Below are 26,660 nucleotides of genomic sequence, written 5' to 3' on the forward strand. Positions count from 1 at the left end.
TATACTGTATATAAATACAGTTAATCGAGGTGCATCATGGCAGTCGAAACCAAATATGTTGTAGTCAGAAAGGGTGAAGAAAAGATGACGTTTGCCAATAAAAAAGACGCGGATGCCTGGGACAAAATGCTCGATATGGCAGACGCCTTTACCGATTGGCTACAGCAACATCAGCCAGATTTGGGTGAAGCGCAGGCCGAAGCATTGGGTCTGCTGTTGGCTGAACAGAAAGACGCGGTGCAGCATATCCTGCGCACCAGCAAGCTGCCGGATATTGTAAAGGCAGAAGAGGTTGCGCAAACGCCTGAAGCCGCTGCGGAAACCGAGAGCGAAGCGGAAGCGGTAGCGCCGGAAAAGAAAGTCCGCGCGGTTAAAGCGGCGTAAGCCGTTTTGTCAGGTGCGCATTGATGCGCACCTGGTTACCCATCAATGCTTAATCTGGTAGCGCGTGCTGCGCCCGCCGCCGGGTAATTTCTCCAGACAACCTTTCGCCAGCAGTTCTGTCAGATGTCGCGTCGCCGTGGCTTTACTCACTTTCGCCACCTTCTGATACTGGCCGGCGCTTATGCCTGCGTTAAATCCCTGTTCACCGCCATCCAGTAAGCGATTCAGCACGCGGGTTTGCTCCGCACTCAGCTCAGCAGCATTGTGCATTAACCAGAAGCGCGCTTTGTTTTGCGTGCGCGTGACGGTTTCCAGCGCACGCTCAAGGCTGTCATTCAGCACATCACAAAACCACAGCAGCCAATCTGTGACGTCCAGCGCACCGCGCTGCGTCTGCTGCAGGATGCGGTAATAATCGGCACGTCGCGCCAGAATCGATGCGGACATGGCATACAAGCGGATGCTCTGGCTATCCGCCTGCGCCAGCGCCAAATCGGTCAGGGCGCGGGTGATACGTCCATTACCGTCATCAAACGGGTGCAGCGTAACGAACCACAGATGGCAGAGCGCGGCGCGCAACAGCGGATCGAGCAGCGGATTCGCGCGGCTGTGATTAAACCAGGCAATAAATTCCTCTAGCTGTGCTTCCAGCCCTGCACGCGGCGGCGCTTCGAAATGCACCGTTGGTCGATCGATGCGTCCTGAAACTACCTGCATCGGTTCATCGCCGCGTAACGTGCCGACATTCAGTCGCTTGATGGTCCATTCGCTTGCGGGAAACAGCCAGCGATGCCACTGACATAAACGCGCCGACGTTAGTTCCTGATCGCGTTGCGTAATGGCATCCATCATCATGGTTGCCAAACCTTCGGAACGTTCGGAAACCGGGTAAGGCTGATCGAGCGAAACCCCTAAACGGCGGGCAAGGGACGATCGTACCGACTGCGCGTTGACGCGCTCATCTTCAATCGCTGAGGAAGAGAGGATATTGCTGAGCAGCGTATCCAGCGTTTGTTGATCGCTGTTATCTTGCACGCTAGCGCGGCCCAGCAAGACGCCGCGCTGCTGCTGCAGCTGGCGCAGGCGCGGCAGTAATTTCTCTTCCTGCCAGCGAAACTGCGGCCAATCGGGCTGCTGCCAAATCCACATCATAGAGTCACTCCTGAATCGCATGAGCTGAATAGAACGGCTATTCGGCTCATATGGTGAGCTGAATAATAGCTTGTAATCGGCTCATTGACCAGCAGATAGAGGGCGCTGATTTGATGACGGTCGCCATGAATGGCGACCCTACAAAAACCTCGCCAAACTCCGTTGGGTCGCCATCAAGTTCCACCGCTGCGCGCCGATAGAGTGTTCAAAGGGATGTTCGCGCACAGGGAGTGGTTCTGAATACCGAAAAGTGTCAACTCCAGGAGCGCCATAATGGCCAAACACGCATCACTTAAGAAAAAAATGAGCACCCGCACGCAGATGCTGCTGACGGGCGCCTTAACCATCACGCTCGGCTTTGCCGTGACCATCGGCGTGCTTAGCTGGCAATCCAGTAACGAACAAAAGTCGCTGGCTGAAAGCTATCTGCAGCAGATTGCGCAAAGCCAGGCGCTGCAAATTCAGCATGAACTTAGCTACGCGCGCGATGTGGCGCACAACCTCGGCCATAGCTTGATCGCACTGCCAGCGGCGGGCATTCAGGACCGTAAAGTTGCCGATAAGCTGATGGAATCGGCGCTGCGCGATAATCCCGATTATCTGTCGATCTCGGTGATCTTCGAAGAGAATGCCTTTGACGGACGTGACGCGGAGTTCGCCACCCAAGCCAATGCGGCACCGAAAGGACGCTACGCCTTCTTCGTCGATCGCGATCAAACCGGCAATTTTAACCTGCATCCGCTGACCTCGATCTTCACGCCAGGTCAGGGCGATTACTATCTGCTGCCGCAGAAAAGTCAGAAAGATATGCTGATTGAGCCATACAGCTACGCCTACAACGGCGTGCCGACGCTGCTGACTTCGGTAGCGGCGCCGATTGTGAGTCAGGGCAAACTGTGGGGCGTGGTGACGTCCGATATTTCGCTGGCGTCGCTGCAGGAAAAGGTCAACAAAATCAAACCGTGGGATGGCAGCGGCTATGCGATGTTGCTCTCCAGCGCGGGTAATGTGGTTTCCTATCCGGATAAAAGCCAGACCAGCAAGCCGTGGAAAGGTGATACCCATAACTTCAGCAGCAGCGTGATGGAACATCATGATGCGTTGCTGGGTGAAGATGCGCTGGTAACCTGGCAGCCGGTGGTGATTGGTAACAGCGATCAGAAATGGTATCTCGGCGTGGTTGCGCCGGTCAGCCAGGTGATGGCGGCGGCGCATCGTCAACTGATTAACGCGGTGATCCTGATGATCATCAGCATTCTGGTGGTGTGTACGCTGCTTGGCATGCTGTTCAGCCGCAAAGTGCTGAAGCCGATTGGTGGCGAACCGCTGGAAGCCGCGACCATCGCGCTGGCCGTCGCCGATGGCAAACTCGATAACGTCATCACGTTGAAAGGTCGCGATAACAGCAGCTTGTTCTATGCGCTGCATACCATGCAAAATCAGCTGCGCGATATCGTGGGACAGATTCAGGATGCCAGTTCGTCGGTGCGTCAGGGCGCGGGTGAAATCGCCAGCGGCAACCTCAATCTCGCCTCGCGTACCGAGCAGCAAGCTGCCGCGCTAGAGCAAACCGCCGCCAGCATGGAGCAGATTACTGCCACGGTGAAACACAATGCCACCAACGCGCATCAGGCGACAACGCTCACCGACAACGCCACGCACATTGCCAGTCGTGGTGAAACGCTGGTGGGCGAAGTGGTGCAAACCATGGCGCAAATTGACGACAGCGCGAAGAAAATTGGCGACATCACCGCCATCATCAATAGCATCGCCTTCCAGACCAATATTCTGGCGCTGAACGCCGCAGTAGAAGCGGCGCGTGCCGGAGAACAAGGACGCGGCTTTGCCGTGGTGGCGTCGGAAGTCCGTAATCTGGCCCAACGCAGCGCCAATGCGGTGAAAGATATCGGCGCGCTGATTCAGGAGTCAACGCAGCGCGTCGGCAGCGGCGTGCAGCTGGTGCAGGATGCGGGCAAGACCATGCAGGAGATGACGCAGGCGGTGAATTCGGTGCGCACCATTATCGGTGAAATCGTGATTGCTTCCGATGAGCAGGCGCGCGGCATCAGCCAGGTGACCATCGCGGTGAACGAGATGGACAGCACCACGCAGCAGAACGCCGCGCTGGTGCAGGAGATGTCTGCCGCCGCCAGTTCGCTGGAAGATCAGGCCTCGCAGCTGGCGAACACCGTTGGGCGTTTCCAGCTGAGTTAATCGAGCCACAGCTAAGAACGCGCTGAGCGTGGCACGCCGTTTTTCTCTGAATAACGGCTGCCTAGCCACCAGGTGATCAGCGCCGCAAGGGCGATCGCGCCTAGCACGGCAAACGCACTGCGATAGGAATAGGCTGCGGCAATGTTTCCCGCCAACGCGGGACTCATTGCCGCGCCGACGCCCTGCATGAGCATGATAAAACCCTGACCCGCATTAGTATGTCCGCTGCCCTCAAGCACCTTCACGATATAACCCGGCACCGCCACGCCCAGCAGACCCGCCGCTACGCCATCCAGAATCTGTACCGGAATCATGAAATAAGCGCCGTCAAAAGCGGAGGCAATCAACGCACGTAATGGCAGCACCAGCAGCGCCGCCGTGATCAGCACGGGATAGCCAAAACGCGGTGCGTGACGTGCAGCATACAGCGCCATGGGAATCATCACACATTGTGAAATAACCACCGTGGCGGCAGCATAAAGTCCGGGGCTGATGGCTGCATTGTGCGCTGCCGCCACCCGCAGGCTCAGCATAGGTAACAGCGCGGCATTGCCAAGATGGAAGAGTAACAGCGTGACTCCCGTGATAATGACGGCAGGATTACGGGCAATCTGATAAAGACGTGGGACGTTGCTGGCCGATTCGCTGCCAGAAAGCCCGCGCGCGGCAAGGTTATCGATGTCGTTATGACGAATAGCCAGCACGGCTGCACCTGCGCACAGCGCCATCGTCGTCATGAGAACAAACACCGCACCCGTTCCCCACAACCACACTGAAGCACCCGCAATAATGGCGGCCGTCATATTTCCGCCGTGATTGAAGGCTTCATTTCTCCCCATTTGATGGCTGAATCCTTGCGGACCGGCCAGGCCAAGGGTAATACCCGTCAACATCGGCGCGATGAGCGCGGCGGAAAGGCCAGTCACAATCTGCGATAAAACCACGATCCATCCCTGATGGAAATACCACAGCAGCAAGGTGGATAGGGTGATCAGGAGTGAACCGATGAGCAGCAACGATCGTTTATGGCGAGTAGCGTCTGTGGCTAAACCCGCCGGCAGGGTGGCAACCAGCCCTGCAAGGCCACCGGCGGTCATCACCCAGCCAATATCTCCTGCATTCCAGTGGCGTTCTGTCAGAAATATGCCGAGAAAAGGCCCAAGACCATCTCGTACGTCAGCCATAAAAAAGTTAACCAGACACAGAGCCTGAAGCGAACGCAGTGGCATAGAAATCCTTAGCAAGTAATCGGAACGGGACGAACGTAATCATGGCAGGAAAACGGCGATTTTCCTGCTGTGATGGGCGTTAATTATGTTGCCGGGTACCAAACCGCTGCCGATACTGGCCGGGCGTGACGCCAGTGAGTTTGCGGAAAATTTTGCGGAAAGCGGAAGGGTCGCTGTAGCCAATCTCCCAGGCGATCTGATCGACCGAACGATTACTCAGCTCCAGCGCGTCGCGCGCTTTCATAATGCGTACCTGCTGCAAATAATCCGTTGGCCGCAGGCCGGTCGCTTTCTGGAAATGGCGCAGAAAAGTACGTGGCGTCATGCTTGCCAGCGCCGACATGCTCTCAATGCTGTGCTGCTCAGCAACATGGGCATGAAGATGATGCTGCGCGCGCAGAATTTGGCTATCACCGTGATCGAAATTGGGGATAAATGCCGAATAGGTGCTTTGCTCGCGTCGCGGCGGGTCGATCAGTAAAAAGCGTGAGGTCGCCAGCATGGTGCCGGTGCCGAGCACTTTTTCGATTAGCGTCAAACCCAAATCGGTCCACGCCAAAATCCCACCGGCGGTAATAATATCGCCATCGTCAATCACCATATTTTCCACCGCGACGTCCACCGCAGGAAAACGCTCTGACAGCGTCTGCGCAAAGGCCCAGTGCGTGGTGGCGCGACGGTGATCGATCAGTCCGGTTTCGGCCAGCACAAAGGCACCGGCGCACACCGAACAGAGCGTTACGCCTTCATCATAAAGCCCGCTCATCCAGTTGGCAGGCACCTTCATGGGCACCATTTTCGCTGGCGCCACCAGACTTGGCGGCGCAATCACGTGGCTCAATCGATGTGGCGTATCGGGATGGCTATCCCAGACGCAAACCATGTGATCGCTGTGCGCATCGATCTGCCAATGTGAGACACGAATCGTCCGCTTGCGCTCCTCACCCGATATATTTTCCGCCCATTCCGCGGCAATCCTGAACATATCGGTTAAGCCATAAATCGCCGCGAGCTGGCAATCGGGATAAAGTACCAGACCAATCTCCGCCACAACGCTGTTTTCTGCAGTTTTCATCATTTGTCAGTTACGGCCCCTAATGTGTCATATTTGACAATATTAGCCGCTGCCGCTTTCCGTGACAATAAGCCCATCGAACGCAGACAATCACTTACAGAGGACTTACTCATGAGCAACGGCATCATCACCACTCAAGACGGTACCAAAATCTTTTACAAAGACTGGGGCCCAAAAAACGCGCAACCGGTAGTGTTTCACCACGGCTGGCCTTTAAGCGCCGATGACTGGGACAACCAAATGTTGTTCTTCCTGGCACAGGGTTATCGCGTTATCGCCCACGACCGTCGCGGCCACGGGCGTTCTGACCAAACCGATAGCGGCAACGATATGACCACATACGCCGCCGACGTGGCAGAACTGGCCAAAGCGCTGGATCTGCGCAACGCCATCCATATCGGTCACTCAACCGGTGGCGGTGAAGTGGCGCGTTATGTGGCGCATGCCGAGAAAGGCCGCGTAGCGAAAGCGGTGTTGATGGGCGCCGTGCCGCCAATCATGTTGCAAACCGCCGCCAATCCTGAAGGCTTGCCGAAAGAGGTGTTTGACGGTTTCCGCTCAGCGCTGGCCGCTAACCGCGCGCAGTTCTTTATCGATGTGCCAGCGGGGCCGTTCTACGGCTTTAACCGTCCGGGTGCGAAAGTGAGCCAGGGTTTGATCGATAACTGGTGGCGTCAGGGCATGGCGGGCGGCGCTAAGGCGCAGTACGACTGTATCACTGCCTTCTCGGAAACCGATTTTACCGAAGATTTAAAAGCGATCACCGTGCCGGTTTTGGTGCTGCACGGGGAAGACGATCAGGTGGTGCCGATTAATGATTCGGCGCATAAGGCGATTAAGTTGCTGAAACAGGGCACGCTGAAAACCTATCCAGGTTTGTCGCACGGTATGTTCGCGACGCATCCTGAGCAGATTAATCCTGACTTGCTGGCGTTTGCGAAATCGTAGGATGCGCGTTGACGTGTACCTGGTCGCCATAAATGGCGACCCTACGAGAAACGCTGCATTTTGCGATATGCGGCGGGTGTGATGCCGGTGACGCGGCTGAATACTCGCCGCATCACGTCAGCGCCGGAAAATCCGCACTGTAATGCCAGCGTTTTTGCGGGCAGCGATTTTTGCTCCAGCAGCTGTTTCGCTTTCGCTACGCGCTCGCGTTCCAGCCATTGTCCCGGCGTCATCCCCAACTCATTGCGGAACAATCGCGTCAAATGCCTTTCACTGATCGCCATATGTTCGGCCATCATCGCCACGGTTTTAACTTCCGCCAGATGCGAAATCACCCAACGCTGTAACTCCTGCAACGCCGAGCGGCCGCGCAACGATGCGCTGTTGCTGCGCATAAAATGCGCCTGATTGACCGGACGCCGGAAAAACATCACCAGATGCGCGGCGATCTCAATCGCAACTTCTCGCCCAAGATCCTCTTCCACCAGACGCAGCGCCAGATCCAGCCCAGACGTAACGCCCGCGGCGGTACGCACTCGCCCATCTGCAACGCACAACGCATCGGCATCTACGGTGATCTCGGGAAAACGTGAAGCCAGTAAAGCGGCGCTTTCCCAGTGCGTGGTGACGTGCTTTCCGGCCAGCAATCCGGTCCGCGCCAGCAGCAATGCGCCGCTGCACACCGAACCGAAACGCTGGCTGCGCTGGCATAAACCGCTCAGCGCATGCAGCAGGTTGTTATCGGCAGCAAAATTTTCTATGCCCGGCGCACCCGCAATCAGAAAGGTATGCGGCGCATAGTTCAGTGTTTCAGCCAGCTGCAAATCTGCGCTCAGCCGCACGCCGGATGATGCGTGAATTTCTCCGCCCTCAATCGCGATAATGCGTGGCGTGTAAATCTGCCGCTGCAGCAGACGGTTGGCTTCGGCAAACACATCCAGCGGGCCGCAAACGTCGAGTAACTGCACGCCCGGCACCGCCAAAATCGCTATTTCATGACGCATTCAATTCCTCATGTCGCAAAACATCACAATGTCTTTAATCGTCTGCATTGGGCACTTTAAGACTTTTAGCCTGCGCTCTATGGTTGAAAAAGACAACCAACAGGAGAGAAAAAATGAGCGTGAACATTACCGGCATCCGCATCCCGGACAGCAAAATGGCCCGTGAAGCGACAGAGTTTGTGCGCGATACCGAATCAGAGTTGCTGTTTAACCACTCCAGCCGCGTCTTTTACTGGGGCGCGCTAGCGGGGCAGCAGCGTGGAGTTAACGTCGATCGCGAGCTGCTGTATATCGGCTGCATGTTCCATGACATCGGCCTGACGCACGAACACTGCAGCTGCGATAAGCGTTTTGAGGTAGATAGCGCCAATGCCGCGCGGGCATTTTTGCAGGGCTACGGCATCGCCAGCAGCGATATCGATAAGGTGTGGACCGCGATTGCGCTGCACACAACGCCGGGAATCCCGGAGTTTATGGCACCAGAAATAGCGCTGGTTACCGCTGGCGTGGAGATGGACGTGCTGGGCATCGGTTATGAGAAGTTTGCGGAAGAGGAGATTGGCGCCGTGACGGCGAACTATCCGCGCCCGGCGGCATTCAAGGAGGCGATCATTCAGGCCTTTTATGATGGCATCCGGCTTAAACCGGACACCACCTTTGGCAATGTAAAAGCCGATGTGATTAAGGATAAAGAGCCGGATTTTTCACCGCTCAATTTCTGTCGCGTTATCCGTCAGTCTCGCTGGCCGGGCTGAGTGACGTTTTCGCCCGGCAGTTCTCAGCCGGGAAACCCTGCTTAGCACGCAGCGCAATTCCCAACGCGACCAACAGCAATAGCAGAATCGCCCACGGAAAAGATTGGGAGCCGACATGTTCCAGCAACATTCCGCCGGTCAAACCGCCGAGGGCGATAGCGCTGTTCCAGGTGACGACATTCATGGAGAGCGCGACATCGGCATATTCGCCGGCGGCATCTGCCAGAGCCGTTTGCAGCAGCGTCGCGGCACCACCGAAGGTGAGTCCCCAAACGGCTATGCCCGCATAGATCACGGCGGGTGTTGGCGTACTCAGACCAAAAATCAGCGACACCGCAGCAAAGATGGAGAGTGACATCAGCACCGCTTTACGCAGATGGGTATCAATGATCTTGCCGGTAATGAATATTCCACCCAAAGCCGCGATGCCAAAGATCAGCAGCACCACATCCACGCGATGCGCCAGACCGGCTGAAGTAATAAACGGCGCGATGTAGGTATAGAGAATGTTATGCGCAAGCATCCAGGTCAGCACCACAGCAAGCACGGCACATACGCCGGGGATACGTAATACTGCACCAAGCGGCATTTTTTGCGTGGCCGATTGGCCGGGATAGTTCGGCACGGCCAGCAGAATCCAGCCAATCAGAATAATCGAGAGTCCCGACATGGCGGCAAAAGTCAGACGCCATCCCAGCAACGATCCCATCCATGTGCCTGCCGGGACGCCGATTGAAAGGGCGATTGGCGTGCCCACCATGGCGAGCGCCAATGCGCGTCCCTGAAGCGATGGAGCCACCATTCTTCGCGCATAGCCCGCAATCAAACTCCACGCCAAACCGGCTGAGGCACCAGCAAAAAATCGCGCTATTAAGATGATGACGATGTCTGAAGAGACGGCGGTGAGAGTGTTAAACAGCAGAAATCCACACACGGTGCTCAGCAGCACAACCCGGCGCGACCAACTTCGGGTCAGCAATGTGAGCGGAATCGCGGCCAGTAGCGAACCGGCTGCATAGGCGGTAACCCATTGACCGGCCAGCGAGGGGGAAATATTGAGCCCCTGACTGATTTGTGGCAGCAATCCCGCGGGTATGGTTTCAGTCAGAATGCAGATAAAACCTGCCATTGCGAGCGCCAAAAGCGCCAATATCGGCAGCCGTTGGGCTTCTTCGTGCTTAAACGTTGAATTCATTATTTAGCCTGCTCTTGATTTGCAACAGCGCCGCGAAGCGCCATGAATATATGTATCGATCGGTATTTATATTGCTGAGACGAGCTGTGCGTTGTCAATGAATTCTGTATCGATTAGTATAAATTGCGGAGGATGTGATGATGAGAACAGGCAGACCAAGACAATTTGATCGGGATGAAGCGGTGATCAAAGCGATGCACCTTTTCTGGGAAAACGGCTATGAATCAACCTCGCTGGCGCAGCTCAAAGCCTCAATAGGCAAAGGCATCACCGCGCCAAGCTTCTACGCCGCGTTTGGATCGAAAGAGGCACTCTTTGCTGAAGCCGTGAACTGTTATTTGCAAACCCATGCTCAGGTCACGGAAGCTTTGTGGGATACCCGCGTGCCCGCTCGGCAGGCGCTGGAAACCGCGCTGCTCAACTCCGCCCGAATGCAGTACGATCCTGCGCATCCGCGTGGATGCATGGTGGCGCTAAGCGTGATGTCTTCATGTTCTGAGGAAAATCGCCACGTGCTTAAACCGCTTGAAGCATCGCGCATGCGCACCCGTGAAGGGATCAAGCATTGCGTTGAAAGAGGGATCGGCAGCGGTGAGTTACGGGATGAGGAGGCGACGCTTTCCCTGGCGGTCAGCTTCAACAGTTTTATGCTGGGAATCTCAACGCTGGCGCGCGATGACGTTCCTCTAGACGAGATTGAGCGCGGAATCGCGCAGATGATGAGATTGTGGGATGCCTCGCGGGCAATCCCACAACCTTGACGCGCGTTACGGTTTGCGCTGCAGCGTAATGCGGGTCAACTCCGATGGTCGGCCCAAACGCACCGCCATGCCAGGCCACAGTGCGGTGCCGTTGTTGACGTAGAGTTGCATGCCGTCGACCTGATACAAACCCGACACGAAACCCGCGTTGGGTTTGGCAAACAGGCGATCGAAGCCAACAATCAGGCCGCCGTGCGTGTGGCCAGACAGCTGTAGATCGATGTTTTTCAATGCGTTTTTCCGGGCGTTGCGCGGTTGGTGGTCGAGCAAGATCACCGGAGCGTTTTCCGGCGCACCGGCCAGCGCCAGTTCCAAATCGGGGCCAACTGCGCCACGTCGTGCTGCTGACGTATCCGGCATGCCGGCGATCACCAGCTCGGCGTTATCGCGTTTAATCACCGTATGGCGATTGAGTAACGGCTCCAGACCTAGCGACGCCAGATGTGCGGTCCAACGCTCCTGCTCAAAGAAATATTCGTGATTGCCGGTGATGGCGAAAACGCCATCGCGCGCGTGTAATCCGCGCAGCGGTTCGACGTCCGCACGACGATTCTGCAGCGTGCCGTCAATCACATCGCCGGTGACCAGAATCAAGTCAACGTCCAGCGTCATGGCTTTTTGCACCAGGGCGCGCGTCCATTTCTCATTAAAAAGTTTGGTGATGTGCATATCGGTTAACTGCAACAGTTGATAGCCTTCGAATTCGCGCGGAAGGTTGTCGATTTCGATGGTCACATCTTTGATGGGCGGAACGCGGATGGCCTGATAAACGCCAACCGTGGCCAGAATCAAGGCAAACGCCGCCGCCACATAACGCACCGCGGGCACGATTTCGAACGGATGGCGGAACAACAGCGAAACCAGCGCCACTGCATCAATCAAAAATTGCGTCAGCGCGAGGAATAAAACGGCGCTGAAACCCCAGTTGAACAGGATGACGATGGCGCGCGGCATTTCCGGCGAGAACATGCTGCCAGAGGTAAAACGGCTCACCAGCAGATATTGCGAAACCAGCAACACCAGCAAAGACAGGATGATTTTTAACAGCAAGGGCATGGCTAACGGGAACAAAAATCGGGCGATCACATACCAGCTCGGTATGCTGAAAATCAGATGGAACATCACTCACTTCCCTGGTCTAAGAGCGCTGATTTAGCGCAAAAATTTATCCGCAAAGAACATTACTGACCGCGCTGTTGATATAAAACCGCATCATCGGGTGATGCCTTCAGCCAGCGTGGCCATCAGCAATGCCCGGCGAGATTCGAGTTCACTAATTTGGCGTTCAATATCCGCCAGTCGCTTATATTGCACAGCCTGAGTTTCCGGGCAGAATGCTGCCCCTTCGATCATGCGCATACAATCCGGAAAAGAGCAGATTTCGGCGATGCTGAAACCGGTATTGATCAGCCGTTGAATCTGGCGCACCTGGGTTATCGCCTGTGGCGGGAAAAAACGGTATCCATTGCAGGCACGTGTTGAAGTTAGCAGATGATGGCGATCGTAATGACGAATGGCGCGCACGCTCACGCCTGTCTCTCTTGCCAGCTCTCCAATTGATAACTGCATAAGTGACTCCCCATAAAGCGGCTTGACTCTGACATCAGTGTCAGGGTTCAGGATAGCCGGGAATCATTCATTTAAGGAGACTTTTTATGCTGTTACTTATTAAACGCACACTGTTTGTCGTCGTTCTCATGCTCTTTTCTGCCACGCTGTTTGCCGCTGAGAAGCAGTACACCATTACCGCGCCAGATGGCGTAAGGCTTGCAGTACAGGAATCAGGTAATCCTAATGGTTTACCTATTGTGTTTATTCACGGTTTGCTTGGCAGCCACTTAAACTGGGAAAAACAGATCAGTGATGCGCAGTTACAGCAACGCTATCGGCTGATTACTTTCGATATGCGTGGGCACGGTTTATCCGACAAGCCTGAACAAGAATCAGCTTACCGCGATGGAAAACGCTGGGCCGACGATCTCCGCGCAGTGATTAATCAAAGCCATGCAAATAAGCCGCTATTGGTCGGATGGTCATTAGGCGGAGCGGTGATCACCAACTATCTGGCGGCCTACGGTGACGGTAATATCAGTGGCGCTATCTACGTCGACGGTGTGGTAGAACTTAATCCCACTTTGATTCCGGCGCATGAAGTGTATGGTGCAATGACGGCAAGTGATTTGAAAACGCATCTGGATGGCGAGCGGGCCTTTCTACACCTTTGCTTCTATCAGCAACCTGACCGCACAACCTTTGAACGTCTGCTGGCTAACGCCGCGCTGGCTGCATGGCCCATGCAACGAGCGGTGCCAACCATGACCATTGCCTTGGAAAAAGGAGTAAAAAATTCGCGTGTGCCGCTGCTGTTTATCTACGGTGAGCATGATGCATTGGTGAATCCTGCTGCATCTCTCGCCAGAGTAAAGAGTATCAATCCGCGTATTCAGACACAGATGTTTGCCAATTCTGGCCATGCGCCATTTATCGAAGAATCTGCACGTTTTAATCGAACACTGGCAACTTTTGCTTCAGCTTTATAAAGTCTGAGGGGCCGCCATCTTCGGCGGCCTTTATCCCGCATTCACCACGGAGGATGCATGCAACGCCAGCAGCTGTTCGACTACATCAATCAGCACTATCAGGTAGAACCCGATTATCCGTGGAAAAAGCACAGTGAATATGCGGTGCTGCGTCATCCGCGGCACCGCAAATGGTTTGCGCTGGTGTTCCCGCTGGAGAGTCACAAACTCGGTTTGCCGGATGGGCCGTTCATTGACGTGATGAACATCAAAGCGCGGCCTGAACTGATTGGATCGCTGCGCCAGTTGCCCGGCGTTTATCCGGCTTACCACATGAACAAAGAGCATTGGCTGAGCATCACGCTTGAGAACGGTTTGCCGGAAAGCGAGATTCTGGCGCTGCTGGATGACAGCTTCAGTCTGACGTTTTAGCGCGCGAGCGACGCGACGGCATCATGCGCACTAACGTATTGTCTTTGAACAGATAATGGTGCGCCAGCGCGGCCACGGCGTGGATACCGATCAGCCAGTAACCATAAGGCGCTAGGGTCTCATGCCAGCCCGCAATCGTATCGGCGAAATCCGGATCCGGATCGCCACTCACCGGCATCGGAATGCCGAAAATCCACCAGGTGCGGCCCATATAGAAGCGCGACAAAATCCCCAGCGTCGGCAAGACGATGAAAAACACGTAGATCGCCAGATGCATCAGATGCGCCAGGCCGGTTTGCCAATGCGGCGGTTTTGGCACAATTGCCGGGCTGCGATGGCGAAAACGCAGCATGATGCGTGACAGCATAATCACCAGCACACAACTTCCTGCGCTGAAGTGACCAATAATCATCGCAAAGCCTTGCCACGAACCGCGCGTCGCCAAGCCACGAAATTCCATGGTGCAATACGCAGTGACGACCAACAGGAAGGTCAACCAATGAAGAAAAATCTGCGATGGGGCGTATTTATTGCTCATCTCTAATCCGTAAAAAGGCCTGGCGGGACGGTTACTTTAATAGAAAATGCGCTGAATTAATTCATTATTTGACACATCAGCAACAGCGTTTTTACCTTTCCGCTTCTGTTGCCACCAACAATTGACTCAGCAAGGTTTTCAGCTGCGCTTGCTGCGCTGCATCCAGCGTTTCCAGCAGGCTATTTTGCGTTTGCGTGTGTACCAGCAGGGCTTGCTCGATCTTCGCTAATCCTTCTTCAGTCAGCGCCACCAGCATGCTGCGTTTATCGTCGGGATCGGCAACGCGCACAATCGAACCCACTTCTTCCAGCCGATTGAGCCGATTGGTCATCGCGCCCGATGTTATCAGCAATGATTTATACAGCTGGGTCGGCGATAAGCGATAGGGCGCGCCCGCGCGCCGCAGCGTCGCCAGCACATCAAATTCGCCATCGCGAAATCCAAACGGCGCCAGCGCTTCAGCACGGGTTTTCGCCAAATGTTTCATGATGCGCAGCATGCGGCCAAAAACCGCCATCGACGATGCATCCAGCTCCGGCATCGCGCTGGCCCATTGTTCCACCACAAAATCGACATGATCGGTCAACGGCTAACTCCTCAGTTTATCTTGAGAAGGTGCGCATGAATGCGCACCCTACGAAAAACGCGCCATTTATGGCGACCACATTACATCCCCATTTGTTGCTTTGTGCGCATGGGCTTTTGCTGCTGCGAAAAGTATCTTAACGTTAAGATACTTTTAATGAGCATGGAGATGCATAGTGAATCGTACTTTACCCGCGGTTGGGATGTTTGCCTTACTGGTTTTTGTTATCGCACTGAATTTGCGGCCGATTATGGCAGCGATGGGGCCGTTGTTTCCGCTACTGCAGCGCGACGCGCAACTCAGCGCTACGCAGCTTAGCCTGCTCACCACATTGCCGGTAATCATGATGGGATTGGCTGCGCTGGCCGGGCCGCTGCTGTTGCGCCGGCTTGGCGAAGTGCGCGGTATCGCTGCCGGATTGCTGTTGCTAGCGCTGGCGAGCGTGGCGCGTGGATTCGACCAATCTGCCACCGCATTGATTATCAGCGCGTTGGTGGCGGGTTGCGGTATCGGATTAATTCAGGCCTTGATGCCAGCGCAGATCAAACGTCACTTTGGTGCGAAAGCAGGCACGCTGATGGCGCTGTTCACCACCGGGATTATGGCGGGCGCAGCGATTGCCGCCGCCAGCGCCGCGCCACTGGCGAATGCGCAAGGATTAACGTTAACGCTGGCAATTCCTGTTGTCCCCGCAGTCATCGCGCTGTTGCTGTGGTTGACGTTTTCACGCGGCGTAACGCCAATGCAAAGTAGCCAGGCTCCACGCACTGCTCGCTCACCGCGTGCCTGGCTGTTGATGATCTTCTTTGGCATTGGCACCGGCGCGTACACCTTGGTGCTGGCGTGGCTGCCGCCGTTTTACATGCAGCACGGCTGGCAACCTGAACAAAGCGGCTACGTGCTGGGCGCGCTCACGCTGACGGAAGTTGCCGCGGGTTTTGTGCTATCGGCGTTGATTCATCGCTTCCGCGATCGTCGCCGTCCGTTGCTGGTGGTGTTAACTTCGATTCTGCTGGGCTTGATCAGTCTGCTGTGGCTTGGCGGGGCGCAGGCGTGGCTGCCTACATTGCTGCTTGGGTTAGGCATTGGCGCGCTGTTCCCGCTCTCGCTGATCGTCACGCTCGATCACGCGCGCACGCCGGAAGAAGCGGGCGCATTGCTATCCTTCGTGCAGGGCGGCGGTTATTTGCTGGCGGCGTTGATGCCGCTGATCGCTGGCATCGTGCGTGACCGCGCCGCCTCGCTGGATAGTGCGTGGATAATCATGAGCGTAGGCATTGTGTTACTAATGCTAATGGCGCTGCGGTTTAAACCTCAGCGGTAAACGCGCGGCACAGAATGTGATAAAACGTGGGGCAATTTTTTCACGTAGGGTCGTCATTTATGACGACCTGGCAAAACAAGGAGCAACGATGTCACCACAAGTGGGAATCGGCGTTTTAATTTTCCGCGACGGCAAATTGTTATTGGGACAACGCAAAGGCAGCCACGGCGCGGGCGACTGGTCTGCGCCGGGCGGTCATCTGGAGTTTGGCGAATCGCCGGAAGCCTGTGCGCGTCGCGAAGTGCTGGAAGAAACAGGCTTACAGCTGGGTGAACTGCAAAACGGCGCGTTCGTTAGCGATGTGTTTCCCGAGGTCAACAAGCACTACATCACGCTGCTGATGGTGGCGCAGGAAGCAATCGGTGAACCGCAGCTGATGGAGCCCGAAAAGTGCCACGGTTGGCAATGGTTCGCACCAGAGAATCTGCCACAACCGCTGTTTGCGCCGCTGCGCACATGGATGGCACGCGATGGATTGGCGGCGCTGCAGGCGTTGGCAAAATCGACTTAGAGCACCAACTTCATCACCGTAACATCTTCATCAGCAATCTCGCGCTGTTCCACATCCTGCCAGCCGAAGCGGCGATAGAGCGCTTGTTGATCCGGCGTATACAGCCACAATGCGGTAATCCCACGCTGACGCGCTTCGGTAATTAAACGCGTCACCAAGCCACTCGCCAATCCTTTACCACGATGTGCTGCGGCAGTAATGACTTCGCCGAGCCAAAACTCGCGCTCGGCGATATCGTGCAGTTCGTAATGGACAATGCTGGCGGTGGCCATCAATTCGCCATCGCTTGTGGTGGCCACCAGCGTCAGCGTTTTGGCCTCGGCGGCATTGCGCGCCTTTAAACGCTGCTCAATCACTGCCGCATCGCGCCAGTTGGGGAAATCCGACCATTCGCGATGCAGCATTTGTGTCACCGCATCCAAAAACTGTGGTTGTTGTGCCAGCAGGCTGATGTGCATTCCGATTCCTCAAAGGTGACAGGCGAGAGTGACAACATAGCGATTAGTGATTGATATTGCCAAGTAAACTGCGTTCGATAATAGCGCCGGGCATCATCTGCTGAATACCTTGCTCCAGCATATCGCCCGCATGTTGCAATGCTCCGAGTGGCATCGCCGGTAATCGCTCCAGCACAAACCACATCTGCGTTTGCTCAATACTGAGACGCGTGCGCACACCTTGTCGCCAGTTCCAACGACGACAGGTTACGCCTGCGTCATCCCGCCACACCACTTCGCCAGGTTCGGGAAATTCATGGCTCAAGACGCCTTCTTTATAGACATCAAAGGGTTCGCTGCCATCGGCGCGCGTCAGCCGCGGGTTGCCCACGTAAGCGGCCACATTCTCACCACCAACCGGAATGGCGAAACGAATGCTCACCGCATTGTAGAGATCCACGATAGGATCGATGGCTGCCATTGATCCGTCGCGCTGCACGCGCTTGCGCAATGCATCTGCCGAACAGGGCGTGCGTTTCGGTTTGGCACCAATATGTTTGAACATTTCCGCCCATTGCGTCAGATGTGCTTCTACCCAGGGAAAATCATCCTGCATCATATCGCGACAAGCTTGCGCTAAGGCTTCCCCACCAACTTGCGGACGCAACACTGGTGCAGCCTGAACTAAAATGCTGAGCGCGGTAAAGTCAGGCGCTAAAGCAGTAACGGAAGGATCGATTGACGGGCGAAAGGCGAACATAACATAATCCTTTAATGACTAATTTATTCCATGATAGTGACCGATGAAGATGAAAGTCAATAAAATGACCGAAACGGGTTCTGATATCGACTATGTCAGCGCCGCCGTTTCAATCAGCGTCAAAAGCTACCGCCAACAGCAAAAACTGTCGCTGGATGAGCTTTCACGCCGTGCGGGCGTCAGTAAAGGCATGTTAGTTGAGATTGAAAAAGGCAGCGCGAATCCCAGCATCGCCATTTTGTGCAAAGTGGCGGCAGCGCTGGGAATATCGGTGGCCGATATTGTGAATGTCACCGCCAATCCGCTGGCGCATCTGGTGGCTGAAGAGGACATTCCGGTGCTGTGGCAAGGCGACAAGGGCGGCACGGCGTGTTTGCTGGCCGGCACGCAAGGGCCGGATATGATTGAGCTGTGGCGATGGAAGATGTTTCCCGGCGAACAGTTTGCCTCGCCGGGCCATCCGCAGCGCACTTACGAACTGCTGCATGTTGAGCAGGGTGAGCTCACGCTGAAGGTTGACGAACAGCATTTGCAGGTGCCGCGCGGCAGTTCAGCAGTGGCGAAAACCGCTGCACCGCACAGTTATGCGAACCTCGGCGAACTACCGCTGGTTTTCACCATGGCAGTCGCCGAAATTCACAGTTAATCCACTTCGTTCGCCAGCGCCACCGCATCTTCGCCAGCTGGAATGCGCATCGGAGCATGCGGATCGGTCGCCGCACGCCACACCGCTTCCGCCACATCCAGCGCCTTGGTGGTCGGTTGAGGCTGCTGCATCGCGCTGAACACGCCATCTAACAGCGGCTGATACGGCTCAAGCTGCGTGTTCTCCATGCGCGGCGAATCGCGCCTGACCACGCTTGTGTAGTTGGTGATGGATGAGTGCCGCGCACAGCGTCCGGCGCGTCATGTGGTACTGGAACGCTTGCTAGAGCTGCTGTTAATCGAAGCGCTGCGGTCAATGCCGATCTGCAATGCGTGTCCGGGCGTGATGAGCGGGTTAGCTGACGAACGGCTGGCGGCGGCAATCCGCGCCATCCATGCCAATCCTGCGCACAGCTGGACGTTGGCCGAACTGGCGAAAGCCGCCGCGCTGTCACGTTCCTCTTTCTTTGTGCGTTTCCGCGAAGCGGTTGGCGTGGCGCCGATGGTCTACTTGCTTACGTGGCGCATGGCGCTGGCGAAAAATTTGCTGCGCGGCAAAAGCATGGCGGTGGCTGAAGTGGCAGAGCGCGTCGGCTATCGCTCCGCCAGCGACTTCAGCGTGGCGTTCAGTCGCTACGTCGGCCAGCCGCCTGCGTGGTTCGCCGCCGAAGAGGATGTTTAGCGATACAGCTTCAAATTGCCGGTTAAACGGGTAATTTTCTTCTTTGGACCGATCAAACCGATCGCCACCAACTCGATCTGATCGCTGTGCGCGGCAGCAATACGTTCGCCATATTCTTCGTACGTTTTACAGGATTGCGCCAGCGCGCTGAACGGCATCGCAAAAATCTCACTATCCGCGCCGCTTATTTGCTGCAACTCGCGCAGATAATTGCCGTCCGCCAATAACACCGGCAGCGGCGCGTAGATGACGCCGGGATAATTAACGCCATCCAGGCTTTGCTGCTCCGGCCCCACCAAATTTCCTATCAATTTTCCAAAACTAATGCCGATAACGCTGACAGCGTTCATCGCCAATCCGGCGGGCAGTTGCTGATCAATCACGATGGTGCAGCGATGGGTGTTTGCGTCGAAATTCATGATTCAGGCTTCACTTTGAGTGGGTTATAGGTACGCGGTTCTGCGAATAACGCTGGTATTTCCGGTGCGCATTAATGCGCACCCTACGCCGTAGGGTCGCCATTCATGGCGACCTGGCTACATCCGCGCAATGATTCTGACGGCAATCATCAGACAAAAAGTATGCCGCAGCCCTAAAGGAAAGTGCTTTCTGAATACGTTGCAAAAGGAATGGATTAGGGATAAAAAATCCCTTAATCGCTAAACAAAGGAAAGGATTTTCCATTTATGAGCTTAAGCAAGACAGATATCAAAATCCTCCAGCAGTTGCAGCAGGACGCGCGCATCACCAACCAACATCTCGCCGACGAAATTGGCCTCTCAGCATCCCCAACCTGGCGCAAAGTACGCAAGCTGGAAGAGGACGAAGTGATTCAGGGTTATCGCGCGGTACTTAATCGAAAAAAGATTGGCCTTAATGTGATGGTGTTTGTACGCGTCACCATTGATAGCCACAGCGAAGCCGAAGCGCGTAAATTCGAACAAGAAGTGATGGCGCTGGATAATGTGGTTTCCTGCTACAGCATCGGCGGCGATGCGGATTTTTTATTACAGGTGGTGGCGGCGGATATGGATGCTTACGCGGAATTCGCCATGTCGGTTATACGAAGATTGCCGGGGATAAAGGAGATGCAGAGTATGTTTGTGCTGAAGGAGATAAAGGGATTGGCGGCCTGGCCCTTAGGTTAATAATCGGCTCGATAATAAGGGGCATATCCCCCTATTTAAATAGGGTGCTGCATTAAATTAGATCCATCGTGTTATTTTATTCTTTTAGTTAAACTCCTAAATCCTCTCTCCCATCTCACAATTCCTTAACTCAAATTGGACGTTTTCCAGACAAAGCGTAGATACTCATTTCACCCGATTTCAAAAATCAAAAAGCTGAAACAAAATAATTCACTTACTTAAACAAACCTAAAGCGCAACGGTAATAAGCCGTGCGCGTTTTGTCTTTTCTCTGCATGAGGAAAACAACGTGTTTAAATTAAATCCGGTGTTACTGAGCCTTGTGGCGGCGCAAGGCGTGATGTTCCCTGTGTTGCCGACAACAGCAGCGATATTAAAGCCTTATACGCCTGAAATTAATGACAATAAGGTTGGTGCTTACTGTTTATGTAATGGCAGTACGCAAACGCTGAGCGGATTGCTGCGCTTTACGCCCGGCGAAAGTGGCGTAGGCAATGTGACGATTGGTGAATTGCGATCAATAGGCCGTATCATCAATGATAACGTCATTGGTGCGGAACGATTACAAATTGGACCGCAGAATTACACCATTGGCGTACTTGACCCAAATTATCATACCTATATCAATTATCAGGTGTTTAATAGCGCAGAACTGGTTGATTTATCTTCGGTTAATCTCGACACAGTGGTGCCAGATTATTTTGATGTTAATGACAAACAATATATCGATGCGCGTGTGGCGTCTGTTAGTAACGGAACCTTGAATGTCGATATTGGCAAGCACAATGCCGCAATCAATTCCTCCAGTAATAGTTGGTCGATGGCAGCGAAGCAAAGCCAGTTATTTACCGCCACTAAGAAAGGGAATTTGAACTGGAATTCAAACAACCGCATCACTTTTACCGCAGGCACCACGCCTTATGGTGGCGATCGTTTAGCTTACGATGTCGGCAACGTAGTGGAATATGCTGGTGAATTTAGCGTTGGCACTTACGATGGTGGGGTTACCCAATTCAACGTCACTAACCTCAGTGAGTTGCGCCAATACAATGACTGGCTGATCGAGCAACTTGCCAACGGCAATATCATTACTGATAACTACAACACCGAATTTAACAAAGCCTTCAAACTGCGCGATGGCCGCGTGGTGTACCGCATGAGCACGAATAACTTCGATGATGAAGTGGCGTTGCCAATATTCGATCAAGTGGTACTCAGCGCTGATCGGCCAAAAGCGACAGTCAAAATCAATCGTGGCAAAACGCTCGAAGTGGTAAACAGCGATAGCGCGGTGATGCGCTCCAGCAACGGCGCGAAAGCGATTATCAACGGCAAACTTTCCAGCACCGGTTCGGGTTTGGAATTACTAAAGGGCGCTCGTGGATTCAATAACGGCGTCATCAACAGCGGCTTCCTAAATAACGCTGATGGCAACGGCGTGGATCTCAGCACTATCGGCAACGGTGGAACCGCAGTGAGCGCCGCGTATGGCAGCAAATTTATAAATCGTGGCGTGATCAATCTGCAACCCGGCGCGGGATACAGCGCGGGCATCACCACCTACAACAGTAAGGTAGTCAATCACGGTAATATTAATGTCGGCGTCAGCGACGTTTCCAACGGTGGCTCAGCGTCTGGCGTGATGCCGAGTAGTGATGGGCAAGGCAGCTTTGTGAACGCCAAAGACGGCACGATTTACATCGGACGTTCACCGCAAAATCGCAAAAGTGATGCCACGCAAGATGTCGCGGTCAACATGAGCGGTGGCGTTAACGGCATCTTGCAACTGCTTGATTCCAGCGCCATCAATAATGGCAATATTGTTATCGGATCCAAAGTGCAAAATGCCACAGGCATGCGCGTGGAACTGGCTCCGCACGCGACCACCATCAACAACGGCGTGATTGATATCAACGGCCAGGCGCAGCCCAATCCGGCAGAAAACGTTGGCATGTTGGTGCTCGATTCCGGCAGTCTCAGTAACAAAGTGATCAATGCCGGAGCCATCAATGTGAATGGCTTCAACAGCACCGGTCTCAAAGTCATCGCGCGTGATGGCAATGATTCAGAAGCATATTCCAGCGGTGCGATTAACGTTCTCGGCGATGGCGATCGCTACGGAACGTCGTATAACACGGCGGTTTGGGTGAAGGGTGATCCCGGCGGCACCGCGTACGCCAATCTTACCGGGCCGATTCGCCTCGGCGGCACCAACGGCATTGGTATTCGCGCGGAAGGCAGTGCCGCCATTGATGTCAGCGCCAATTCAATTCCCGTTTCCGTTCCCAGCTCAAGTCTGTTCACCGGGCGACAAATCAGTTTTTACGCCATTGGTCCCAACGCCAGAATCAATTTACCCGCCAACGGCAGCTATCTCTCATCGGTTTACGGCGGCACGATTTTCCGCGTTGAGGATGGTGCAGACTTCGACGGCACAGGCCGCACGCTCTCAATGACCAACAGCTTCGCCACCGGCGTGTACGGTAGCGGCCAGTACACTGACGTGAATACGAATGGCGGCACGTTTAATATTGCGGGCATGTATGCGCGTGGCATTGAAATTACCGATGGTGCGCAAGCCACCATTGATGCTAACGCGCGCATCAAATTGATTGGCGTCGGCGCGACGGCCGCCATTGCCGACGGCAATAAGTACAGCTTACAAGGCGAAGCCATCAATCCGGCAACCCAGTTCAATCCCGATACATTGTTGGTCAACCATGCGCCACTGAGCGGTGATGCTAACGATCAGGAAGCGCTGATCGTCAAAAATCAGGCGCAATTGATTAACACCGGCGACATCACTTTAGGTGGTAGAAACACCACCGGGATTCGTGCGGAATCTGGCGCGTTCGCCTTTAACCGTGGCGTAATTACCGTAACAGGCAACAGTACCGGCCTGTATGCCAATGGCGATCCGCAATACGGTGATGGGCAAACCTTGACGCAGATATTCAACAACGGTTTGTTAAACGTGTATAGCGTTGATGGCATGAACTTATTTACCAGCAAAGGGGTGGTGGCCTTTAATGAGCTGGCGCGGATCTACCAAAGCGGCACTATCAATCTTTACGGCACAAACGCGATGGCAGGATCGGTGTTTGCTGGCGGCTTGTTGGAGTTGGGAGATGGCAATAGCGTGGAGTTTCACGACCCCAACCAATTCGGTTTTCGTGCTGCCGATCCCGGAACGCGCTTGATCACCCACGGCGGCAGCATCTCTGTCGACAGCGACAACTCGCGCCTGTACGAGATCGTTAACGGTGCGTGGCTGGATGCCGCAACGCCGGGCAGCGTCGCGCTATATGGAAACAGCACCACCGGCATCGATGTCAGCGGTCCGGGCGCGTTGGTGTCCAGCACCGATAGTTACTTCACCACGGGCAAAAATGTCACCGTGCTGCGTGCCAGCGACAATGCAAAAGCGTTCGTCACCAGTAACATTGCGATGTACGGTGAAAACAGCAGGGCGGCAATCGCCAGCGGCGGCGGAACGCAAGTATCCGTCTCCGCACCCATCATAGGCAGCGCCGACAATCTTACCGCGTTTGACGTCAGTTCAGGCGCGCACCTGGTCAATCAGCAGCAAGGCTCGGTGAATTTCACCGGTTACAATAGCACCGGCGCGCGCATCTACAACGGCGGTCATTTGACCAACCGTGGCAGTATCTACGTTGCTTCCGGCATCGGCGTCGATGTCGGCAGCGGCTATAACCAATACGAGCCGATAAAAGGCCGGTTGCAGGTCGATGAAGGTATCGCAGCGGTGCGCGTTGGTAACGCTGGCTGGCTAAATATTGTCGGCGATGGGCTGGACGCAAGCACCATTCAGGCGCGAGGCGGTGCGGATGGCGTGCGGCTGGAGCCGGGTGCACGCGGCTTTGAAGCCAAAGACATAACTATCCTGACTTACGGTGCCAGCGCGATCAACAATATTGCCGAAAGCACCAATATCTCCCTGAAAAACGTGGTGTTGGATGTTTATGCTGGCAACGGTGTGCGTTCCGCGACATCGTTGGATCCTAACGGCAGTGTGCGCATCAACGTGACCAGCGGCACTGGCTACCTTTTTGAAAATGTCGATGGTGTCAGCACCACCAACAATCTGGTGCTGGGTAAAGATTACTCAATCATGGTGTCGGGCGACGGTACCGGTATTCGCGCTAACACCGACGGAAGAGTGATTTCTCGCGGCGTGATCGACATTCTCGATGCGGATGGCGGCTCGGCGATTGTCACCCGCAATGCCAGCCAGGTGATCAATCAGGGAACGATCAGTTCACAAAGTCGCGTGTCGCCGCTGATTGATCTGCGCGGCGGGCAAACGCTGTTCATCAATCAGGGAACCATCAACGCACCATTCCCGGATCAAGTGGTGGTGGCGGGCGGCGCGGGCAGTAATGTTATCGCGTTGCTCGATGGTTCGGTGGTCGGCGATGTGAACACCGGTAGCGGCAGCGATGAACTGGTGGTGACCGGCGGCACGCTGAACGGCAGCCTGACGATGGGCAATGGTGCGGCGAATCAGGCAACGGTGCAGAGAGTCAGCCTGGCCGATACCCGTCACATCACCACCGAAAACGGCGCTGGCAGCACGCTCAATCTCAGCGAACTGACGGCGCGCGGCGGCTCGTTTAGCCGCGATGATGCCAGCAAAGGCACTAACCTCGGCGCGGGCTGGAGCACGCTAAACTTCTTCGCCACCCAATGGACGTTAACCGACAACATCAAACTCGCGCACAGCACCATTAATATCGACGCCGGCAGTACGCTGTTTGCCGGTGATAACGTCAATCCGCTGCTGCAAGGCGTGACCGATGATTCGCTGGTGGTAAATAACGCCGGTACGCTGGACCTCACCAACGGCGGCAACGCGGCGGCGAATGTTTTAACCATTGATGGCGAACTGGCATCGGCGGGCGGCAGCCTGAAACTCAACTCTACCGCCACGCAGAGCGACAACCTGCGCGTGAACGGCAATGTGTCGGGCACCACCTTGATCGACGATACGCTGATCGGCGGCCCGCAGCTGGACAGCAATCGCGATGGCGTGATTGCCGCCAGCGAAGGTGTGTCGCTGGCGCAGGTAACCGGCAGCGCCAGCGCAACCAGTTTTGCGCTCAAGAGCGGCTATGTGGCGTCCGGCCCGTGGCAATACGTTTTAGCCAGCTTCGCGCCGGGCAGTTCAACATCCGGTGCATGGGATTATCGGCTCGCTAATACCTTTGTCTGTGAAGACGGTTCGCTGTGCCAGCCACAAGGGGGTAGCAATCAGCGTGCCGCGCGGCTGGCCGTGACGCCGCAGGTGCCGTCCTACATCTCCGCGCCGGTTGGTTTGGCGTATTACTCGCTGTCGGTGACCGACGATCTGCATAAACGTCTCGGCGAACTGCGTCAGCAGCAAACCGCGTCCGATGCCGTGGGCGGCGAGATGTTTATCCGCTATCTCGGCTCCAATCTGAAATATCAAAGCAATCGCCGCTTGGCCGATTATGGCTACGACTTCGATCTGGATTACAGCGCGGTGCAGCTGGGCGGCAACGTACTGCGCGCCGATGGCCCACAAGACAGCCTGCGCGGTGGCGTGGCCTATACGCGTGGTAACACGCGCATTCGTCCTCACGCAGCCGACGGTTACAGCTCCACCAGCTTCGACAGCGACAGCATTTCGCTGTACGGCACCTGGCTGCGCGACAGCGGATTCTACCTCGATGGCTCGCTGAGTTGGGGTTGGTATCGCGGTGAAACCGACATCGCCCGGCAGAAAGAGGTGGCATCACCCAAAGGCAATGGCTGGACGGCGTCGGTGGAATCGGGCTATCCGTTCACCTTCGCCAACGGCGTGCGCCTCGAACCGCAGGCGCAAATCACCTGGCTGCAGATGAAGATGGATAGCTTCACCGATCAAGATCGCACGCGCGTGTCGTACAACGATTACGATCAAACCATCGGCAGACTCGGCGCGCGTCTCGATCGCACCTGGCTGGACGCCAGCCAGAATGCCTACACGCCTTACGTTCGCGCAAATTACTACAAAGGCTGGGGCGGCACCGCGAAAACCAAAATCGGTGCGGCGGATACTGAAGGCAGTCAAATCTTCGAAAGTGGCAAGTTTGGTCAGATGTGGGACGTTGGTTTAGGCGGCAGCGCCACGCTGAATAAGGACGTTGCGCTGTATGCCGAAGCCGATTACCGCAAAGAGATCGACGGCAACGGCGCCAAAGGCTGGCGCTATAACGCGGGCGTGAGGTGGTCGTTTTAAAATTTAGCGCATCAATGTGTTTTCTTCATATCGCCCATGCTGAACGCTTCAGCATGGGCGATATGCCCTATGCAGCAGCAATTATTGATTATTTCATTG

General features: G+C 55.2%; 26 protein-coding genes. 13 read left to right on the forward strand and 13 right to left on the reverse strand.

The features are described from left to right. Positions 1-36: 36 nt before the first annotated feature. Positions 37-384 carry a YebG family protein gene (locus K5Y32_RS09380; RefSeq protein WP_222183140.1) on the forward strand — a complete coding sequence of 116 codons (348 nt, stop codon included), beginning with the start codon at positions 37-39 and terminating at the stop codon, positions 382-384. Between the two features lie 42 nt (positions 385-426). Here the strand turns inward: K5Y32_RS09380 and K5Y32_RS09385 are convergent, their stop codons facing one another. After that, entirely contained in the window at positions 427-1,536 is a 1,110-nt protein-coding gene (locus K5Y32_RS09385; protein WP_222183142.1) for a Fic family protein, read from the reverse strand. Positions 1,537-1,809: 273 nt separating this feature from the next. On the opposite strand from K5Y32_RS09385, the gene K5Y32_RS09390 reads away from it, so the two are divergent. After that, a complete protein-coding gene (locus K5Y32_RS09390; RefSeq protein WP_222183144.1) occupies positions 1,810-3,750 on the forward strand; it encodes a methyl-accepting chemotaxis protein in 1,941 nt (646 codons plus the stop codon). 11 nt (positions 3,751-3,761) lie between these two features. On the opposite strand, the gene K5Y32_RS09395 is transcribed toward K5Y32_RS09390, so the two are convergent. Both K5Y32_RS09395 and K5Y32_RS09400 read right to left on the reverse strand, forming a co-directional pair. Further along, positions 3,762-4,979 (reverse strand): MFS transporter, encoded by a 1,218-nt coding sequence (locus K5Y32_RS09395; RefSeq protein ID WP_222183146.1) that lies wholly within the window; start codon positions 4,977-4,979, stop codon positions 3,762-3,764. Between the two features lie 79 nt (positions 4,980-5,058). Further along, positions 5,059-6,057, reverse strand: coding sequence for a GlxA family transcriptional regulator (locus K5Y32_RS09400; protein ID WP_255602528.1), 999 nt, complete (start codon positions 6,055-6,057; stop codon positions 5,059-5,061). A 108-nt stretch (positions 6,058-6,165) separates the two neighbouring features. Between K5Y32_RS09400 and K5Y32_RS09405 the strand changes: the two genes are divergently transcribed. Beyond that, entirely contained in the window at positions 6,166-7,002 is an 837-nt protein-coding gene (locus K5Y32_RS09405; protein ID WP_222183148.1) for an alpha/beta fold hydrolase, read from the forward strand. 41 nt (positions 7,003-7,043) lie between these two features. Here the strand turns inward: K5Y32_RS09405 and K5Y32_RS09410 are convergent, their stop codons facing one another. Then, positions 7,044-8,006 carry a GlxA family transcriptional regulator gene (locus K5Y32_RS09410; RefSeq protein WP_222183150.1) on the reverse strand — a complete coding sequence of 321 codons (963 nt, stop codon included), beginning with the start codon at positions 8,004-8,006 and terminating at the stop codon, positions 7,044-7,046. A gap of 113 nt (positions 8,007-8,119) precedes the next feature. Between K5Y32_RS09410 and K5Y32_RS09415 the strand changes: the two genes are divergently transcribed. After that, a complete protein-coding gene (locus tag K5Y32_RS09415) occupies positions 8,120-8,761 on the forward strand; it encodes an HD domain-containing protein (RefSeq protein WP_222183151.1) in 642 nt (213 codons plus the stop codon). Here K5Y32_RS09415 and K5Y32_RS09420 read toward each other — a convergent pair. Next, the gene (locus K5Y32_RS09420; protein WP_222183153.1) at positions 8,733-9,956 is read right to left on the reverse strand and encodes an MFS transporter; all 1,224 of its coding nucleotides are present in this window, start codon (positions 9,954-9,956) and stop codon (positions 8,733-8,735) included. The two genes, K5Y32_RS09415 and K5Y32_RS09420, sit on opposite strands and share 29 nt — an antisense overlap. A gap of 137 nt (positions 9,957-10,093) precedes the next feature. Here K5Y32_RS09420 and K5Y32_RS09425 point away from each other — a divergent pair, with 137 nt between their 5' ends. After that, positions 10,094-10,717: a TetR/AcrR family transcriptional regulator gene (locus K5Y32_RS09425; RefSeq protein WP_222183155.1), complete on the forward strand. Its 624-nt coding sequence runs from the start codon at positions 10,094-10,096 to the stop codon at positions 10,715-10,717. 6 nt (positions 10,718-10,723) lie between these two features. On the opposite strand, the gene K5Y32_RS09430 is transcribed toward K5Y32_RS09425, so the two are convergent. Together K5Y32_RS09430 and K5Y32_RS09435 are read right to left on the reverse strand one after the other, a co-directional pair. Further along, positions 10,724-11,839 (reverse strand): metallophosphoesterase, encoded by a 1,116-nt coding sequence (locus K5Y32_RS09430; protein WP_222183157.1) that lies wholly within the window; start codon positions 11,837-11,839, stop codon positions 10,724-10,726. Positions 11,840-11,929: 90 nt separating this feature from the next. Continuing rightward, complete coding sequence (locus K5Y32_RS09435) at positions 11,930-12,286, reverse strand: MerR family transcriptional regulator (protein ID WP_110866970.1); 357 nt, start codon at positions 12,284-12,286, stop codon at positions 11,930-11,932. Between the two features lie 86 nt (positions 12,287-12,372). Here K5Y32_RS09435 and K5Y32_RS09440 point away from each other — a divergent pair, with 86 nt between their 5' ends. After that, positions 12,373-13,257, forward strand: a complete 885-nt coding sequence (locus tag K5Y32_RS09440; RefSeq protein WP_222183159.1) for an alpha/beta fold hydrolase — start codon at positions 12,373-12,375, stop codon at positions 13,255-13,257. Between the two features lie 57 nt (positions 13,258-13,314). Next, complete coding sequence (locus tag K5Y32_RS09445; protein WP_222183161.1) at positions 13,315-13,668, forward strand: MmcQ/YjbR family DNA-binding protein; 354 nt, start codon at positions 13,315-13,317, stop codon at positions 13,666-13,668. Here K5Y32_RS09445 and cybB read toward each other — a convergent pair. Together cybB and K5Y32_RS09455 are read right to left on the reverse strand one after the other, a co-directional pair. After that, a complete protein-coding gene (gene cybB / locus K5Y32_RS09450) occupies positions 13,652-14,206 on the reverse strand; it encodes a cytochrome b561 (protein ID WP_222183163.1) in 555 nt (184 codons plus the stop codon). The two genes, K5Y32_RS09445 and cybB, sit on opposite strands and share 17 nt — an antisense overlap. Before the next feature lie 91 nt (positions 14,207-14,297). Beyond that, the gene (locus K5Y32_RS09455) at positions 14,298-14,792 is read right to left on the reverse strand and encodes a MarR family winged helix-turn-helix transcriptional regulator (protein ID WP_222183165.1); all 495 of its coding nucleotides are present in this window, start codon (positions 14,790-14,792) and stop codon (positions 14,298-14,300) included. Positions 14,793-14,967: 175 nt separating this feature from the next. Between K5Y32_RS09455 and K5Y32_RS09460 the strand changes: the two genes are divergently transcribed. Further along, positions 14,968-16,116: an MFS transporter gene (locus K5Y32_RS09460; protein ID WP_370635096.1), complete on the forward strand. Its 1,149-nt coding sequence runs from the start codon at positions 14,968-14,970 to the stop codon at positions 16,114-16,116. Positions 16,117-16,204: 88 nt separating this feature from the next. Continuing rightward, positions 16,205-16,627, forward strand: a complete 423-nt coding sequence (locus tag K5Y32_RS09465) for an NUDIX hydrolase (RefSeq protein ID WP_061719529.1) — start codon at positions 16,205-16,207, stop codon at positions 16,625-16,627. On the opposite strand, the gene K5Y32_RS09470 is transcribed toward K5Y32_RS09465, so the two are convergent. Beyond that, positions 16,624-17,085 (reverse strand): GNAT family N-acetyltransferase, encoded by a 462-nt coding sequence (locus tag K5Y32_RS09470; protein WP_222183167.1) that lies wholly within the window; start codon positions 17,083-17,085, stop codon positions 16,624-16,626. The genes K5Y32_RS09465 and K5Y32_RS09470 overlap by 4 nt on opposite strands. A gap of 43 nt (positions 17,086-17,128) precedes the next feature. Further along, a complete protein-coding gene (locus K5Y32_RS09475; protein WP_222183169.1) occupies positions 17,129-17,824 on the reverse strand; it encodes a B3/4 domain-containing protein in 696 nt (231 codons plus the stop codon). A gap of 43 nt (positions 17,825-17,867) precedes the next feature. Here K5Y32_RS09475 and K5Y32_RS09480 point away from each other — a divergent pair, with 43 nt between their 5' ends. Further along, entirely contained in the window at positions 17,868-18,470 is a 603-nt protein-coding gene (locus K5Y32_RS09480) for a helix-turn-helix domain-containing protein (RefSeq protein ID WP_222183171.1), read from the forward strand. Here K5Y32_RS09480 and K5Y32_RS25035 read toward each other — a convergent pair. Further along, the gene (locus K5Y32_RS25035; RefSeq protein WP_370634217.1) at positions 18,467-18,658 is read right to left on the reverse strand and encodes a hypothetical protein; all 192 of its coding nucleotides are present in this window, start codon (positions 18,656-18,658) and stop codon (positions 18,467-18,469) included. The genes K5Y32_RS09480 and K5Y32_RS25035 overlap by 4 nt on opposite strands. 40 nt (positions 18,659-18,698) lie before the next feature. On the opposite strand from K5Y32_RS25035, the gene K5Y32_RS09490 reads away from it, so the two are divergent. Further along, on the forward strand, positions 18,699-19,151 hold the full coding sequence (locus tag K5Y32_RS09490) for a helix-turn-helix transcriptional regulator (protein WP_255602529.1): 453 nt from the start codon (positions 18,699-18,701) through the stop codon (positions 19,149-19,151). Here the strand turns inward: K5Y32_RS09490 and K5Y32_RS09495 are convergent. Continuing rightward, the gene (locus K5Y32_RS09495) at positions 19,148-19,570 is read right to left on the reverse strand and encodes a DUF2000 domain-containing protein (RefSeq protein ID WP_222183173.1); all 423 of its coding nucleotides are present in this window, start codon (positions 19,568-19,570) and stop codon (positions 19,148-19,150) included. The two genes, K5Y32_RS09490 and K5Y32_RS09495, sit on opposite strands and share 4 nt — an antisense overlap. 267 nt (positions 19,571-19,837) lie before the next feature. On the opposite strand from K5Y32_RS09495, the gene K5Y32_RS09500 reads away from it, so the two are divergent. Next, a complete protein-coding gene (locus tag K5Y32_RS09500) occupies positions 19,838-20,299 on the forward strand; it encodes an Lrp/AsnC family transcriptional regulator (RefSeq protein WP_222183175.1) in 462 nt (153 codons plus the stop codon). A 289-nt stretch (positions 20,300-20,588) separates the two neighbouring features. Beyond that, the gene (locus tag K5Y32_RS09505) at positions 20,589-26,561 is read left to right on the forward strand and encodes an autotransporter outer membrane beta-barrel domain-containing protein (RefSeq protein ID WP_222183177.1); all 5,973 of its coding nucleotides are present in this window, start codon (positions 20,589-20,591) and stop codon (positions 26,559-26,561) included. Positions 26,562-26,660 lie beyond the last annotated feature (99 nt).

Source organism: Pantoea sp. DY-15 (assembly GCF_019795935.1).
GTDB classification, from domain to species: Bacteria; Pseudomonadota; Gammaproteobacteria; order Enterobacterales; family Enterobacteriaceae; genus Pantoea; species Pantoea leporis.

Coding starts and splice junctions, on each gene's coding strand:
- K5Y32_RS09425 (WP_222183155.1), top strand. CDS start 10,094: ATGATGAGAACAGGCAGACCAAGACAATTTGATCGGGATGAAGCGGTG.
- K5Y32_RS09380 (WP_222183140.1), top strand. CDS start 37: ATGGCAGTCGAAACCAAATATGTTGTAGTCAGAAAGGGTGAAGAAAAG.
- K5Y32_RS09500 (WP_222183175.1), top strand. CDS start 19,838: ATGAGCTTAAGCAAGACAGATATCAAAATCCTCCAGCAGTTGCAGCAG.
- K5Y32_RS09410 (WP_222183150.1), bottom strand. CDS start 8,006: ATGCGTCATGAAATAGCGATTTTGGCGGTGCCGGGCGTGCAGTTACTC.
- K5Y32_RS09385 (WP_222183142.1), bottom strand. CDS start 1,536: ATGATGTGGATTTGGCAGCAGCCCGATTGGCCGCAGTTTCGCTGGCAG.
- K5Y32_RS09435 (WP_110866970.1), bottom strand. CDS start 12,286: ATGCAGTTATCAATTGGAGAGCTGGCAAGAGAGACAGGCGTGAGCGTG.
- K5Y32_RS25035 (WP_370634217.1), bottom strand. CDS start 18,658: ATGGAGAACACGCAGCTTGAGCCGTATCAGCCGCTGTTAGATGGCGTG.
- K5Y32_RS09480 (WP_222183171.1), top strand. CDS start 17,868: ATGAAGATGAAAGTCAATAAAATGACCGAAACGGGTTCTGATATCGAC.
- K5Y32_RS09440 (WP_222183159.1), top strand. CDS start 12,373: ATGCTGTTACTTATTAAACGCACACTGTTTGTCGTCGTTCTCATGCTC.
- K5Y32_RS09465 (WP_061719529.1), top strand. CDS start 16,205: ATGTCACCACAAGTGGGAATCGGCGTTTTAATTTTCCGCGACGGCAAA.
- K5Y32_RS09495 (WP_222183173.1), bottom strand. CDS start 19,570: ATGAATTTCGACGCAAACACCCATCGCTGCACCATCGTGATTGATCAG.
- K5Y32_RS09395 (WP_222183146.1), bottom strand. CDS start 4,979: ATGCCACTGCGTTCGCTTCAGGCTCTGTGTCTGGTTAACTTTTTTATG.
- K5Y32_RS09490 (WP_255602529.1), top strand. CDS start 18,699: ATGGATGAGTGCCGCGCACAGCGTCCGGCGCGTCATGTGGTACTGGAA.
- K5Y32_RS09445 (WP_222183161.1), top strand. CDS start 13,315: ATGCAACGCCAGCAGCTGTTCGACTACATCAATCAGCACTATCAGGTA.
- K5Y32_RS09405 (WP_222183148.1), top strand. CDS start 6,166: ATGAGCAACGGCATCATCACCACTCAAGACGGTACCAAAATCTTTTAC.
- K5Y32_RS09430 (WP_222183157.1), bottom strand. CDS start 11,839: ATGTTCCATCTGATTTTCAGCATACCGAGCTGGTATGTGATCGCCCGA.
- K5Y32_RS09470 (WP_222183167.1), bottom strand. CDS start 17,085: ATGCACATCAGCCTGCTGGCACAACAACCACAGTTTTTGGATGCGGTG.
- cybB (WP_222183163.1), bottom strand. CDS start 14,206: ATGAGCAATAAATACGCCCCATCGCAGATTTTTCTTCATTGGTTGACC.
- K5Y32_RS09475 (WP_222183169.1), bottom strand. CDS start 17,824: ATGTTCGCCTTTCGCCCGTCAATCGATCCTTCCGTTACTGCTTTAGCG.
- K5Y32_RS09415 (WP_222183151.1), top strand. CDS start 8,120: ATGAGCGTGAACATTACCGGCATCCGCATCCCGGACAGCAAAATGGCC.
- K5Y32_RS09390 (WP_222183144.1), top strand. CDS start 1,810: ATGGCCAAACACGCATCACTTAAGAAAAAAATGAGCACCCGCACGCAG.
- K5Y32_RS09420 (WP_222183153.1), bottom strand. CDS start 9,956: ATGAATTCAACGTTTAAGCACGAAGAAGCCCAACGGCTGCCGATATTG.
- K5Y32_RS09400 (WP_255602528.1), bottom strand. CDS start 6,057: ATGATGAAAACTGCAGAAAACAGCGTTGTGGCGGAGATTGGTCTGGTA.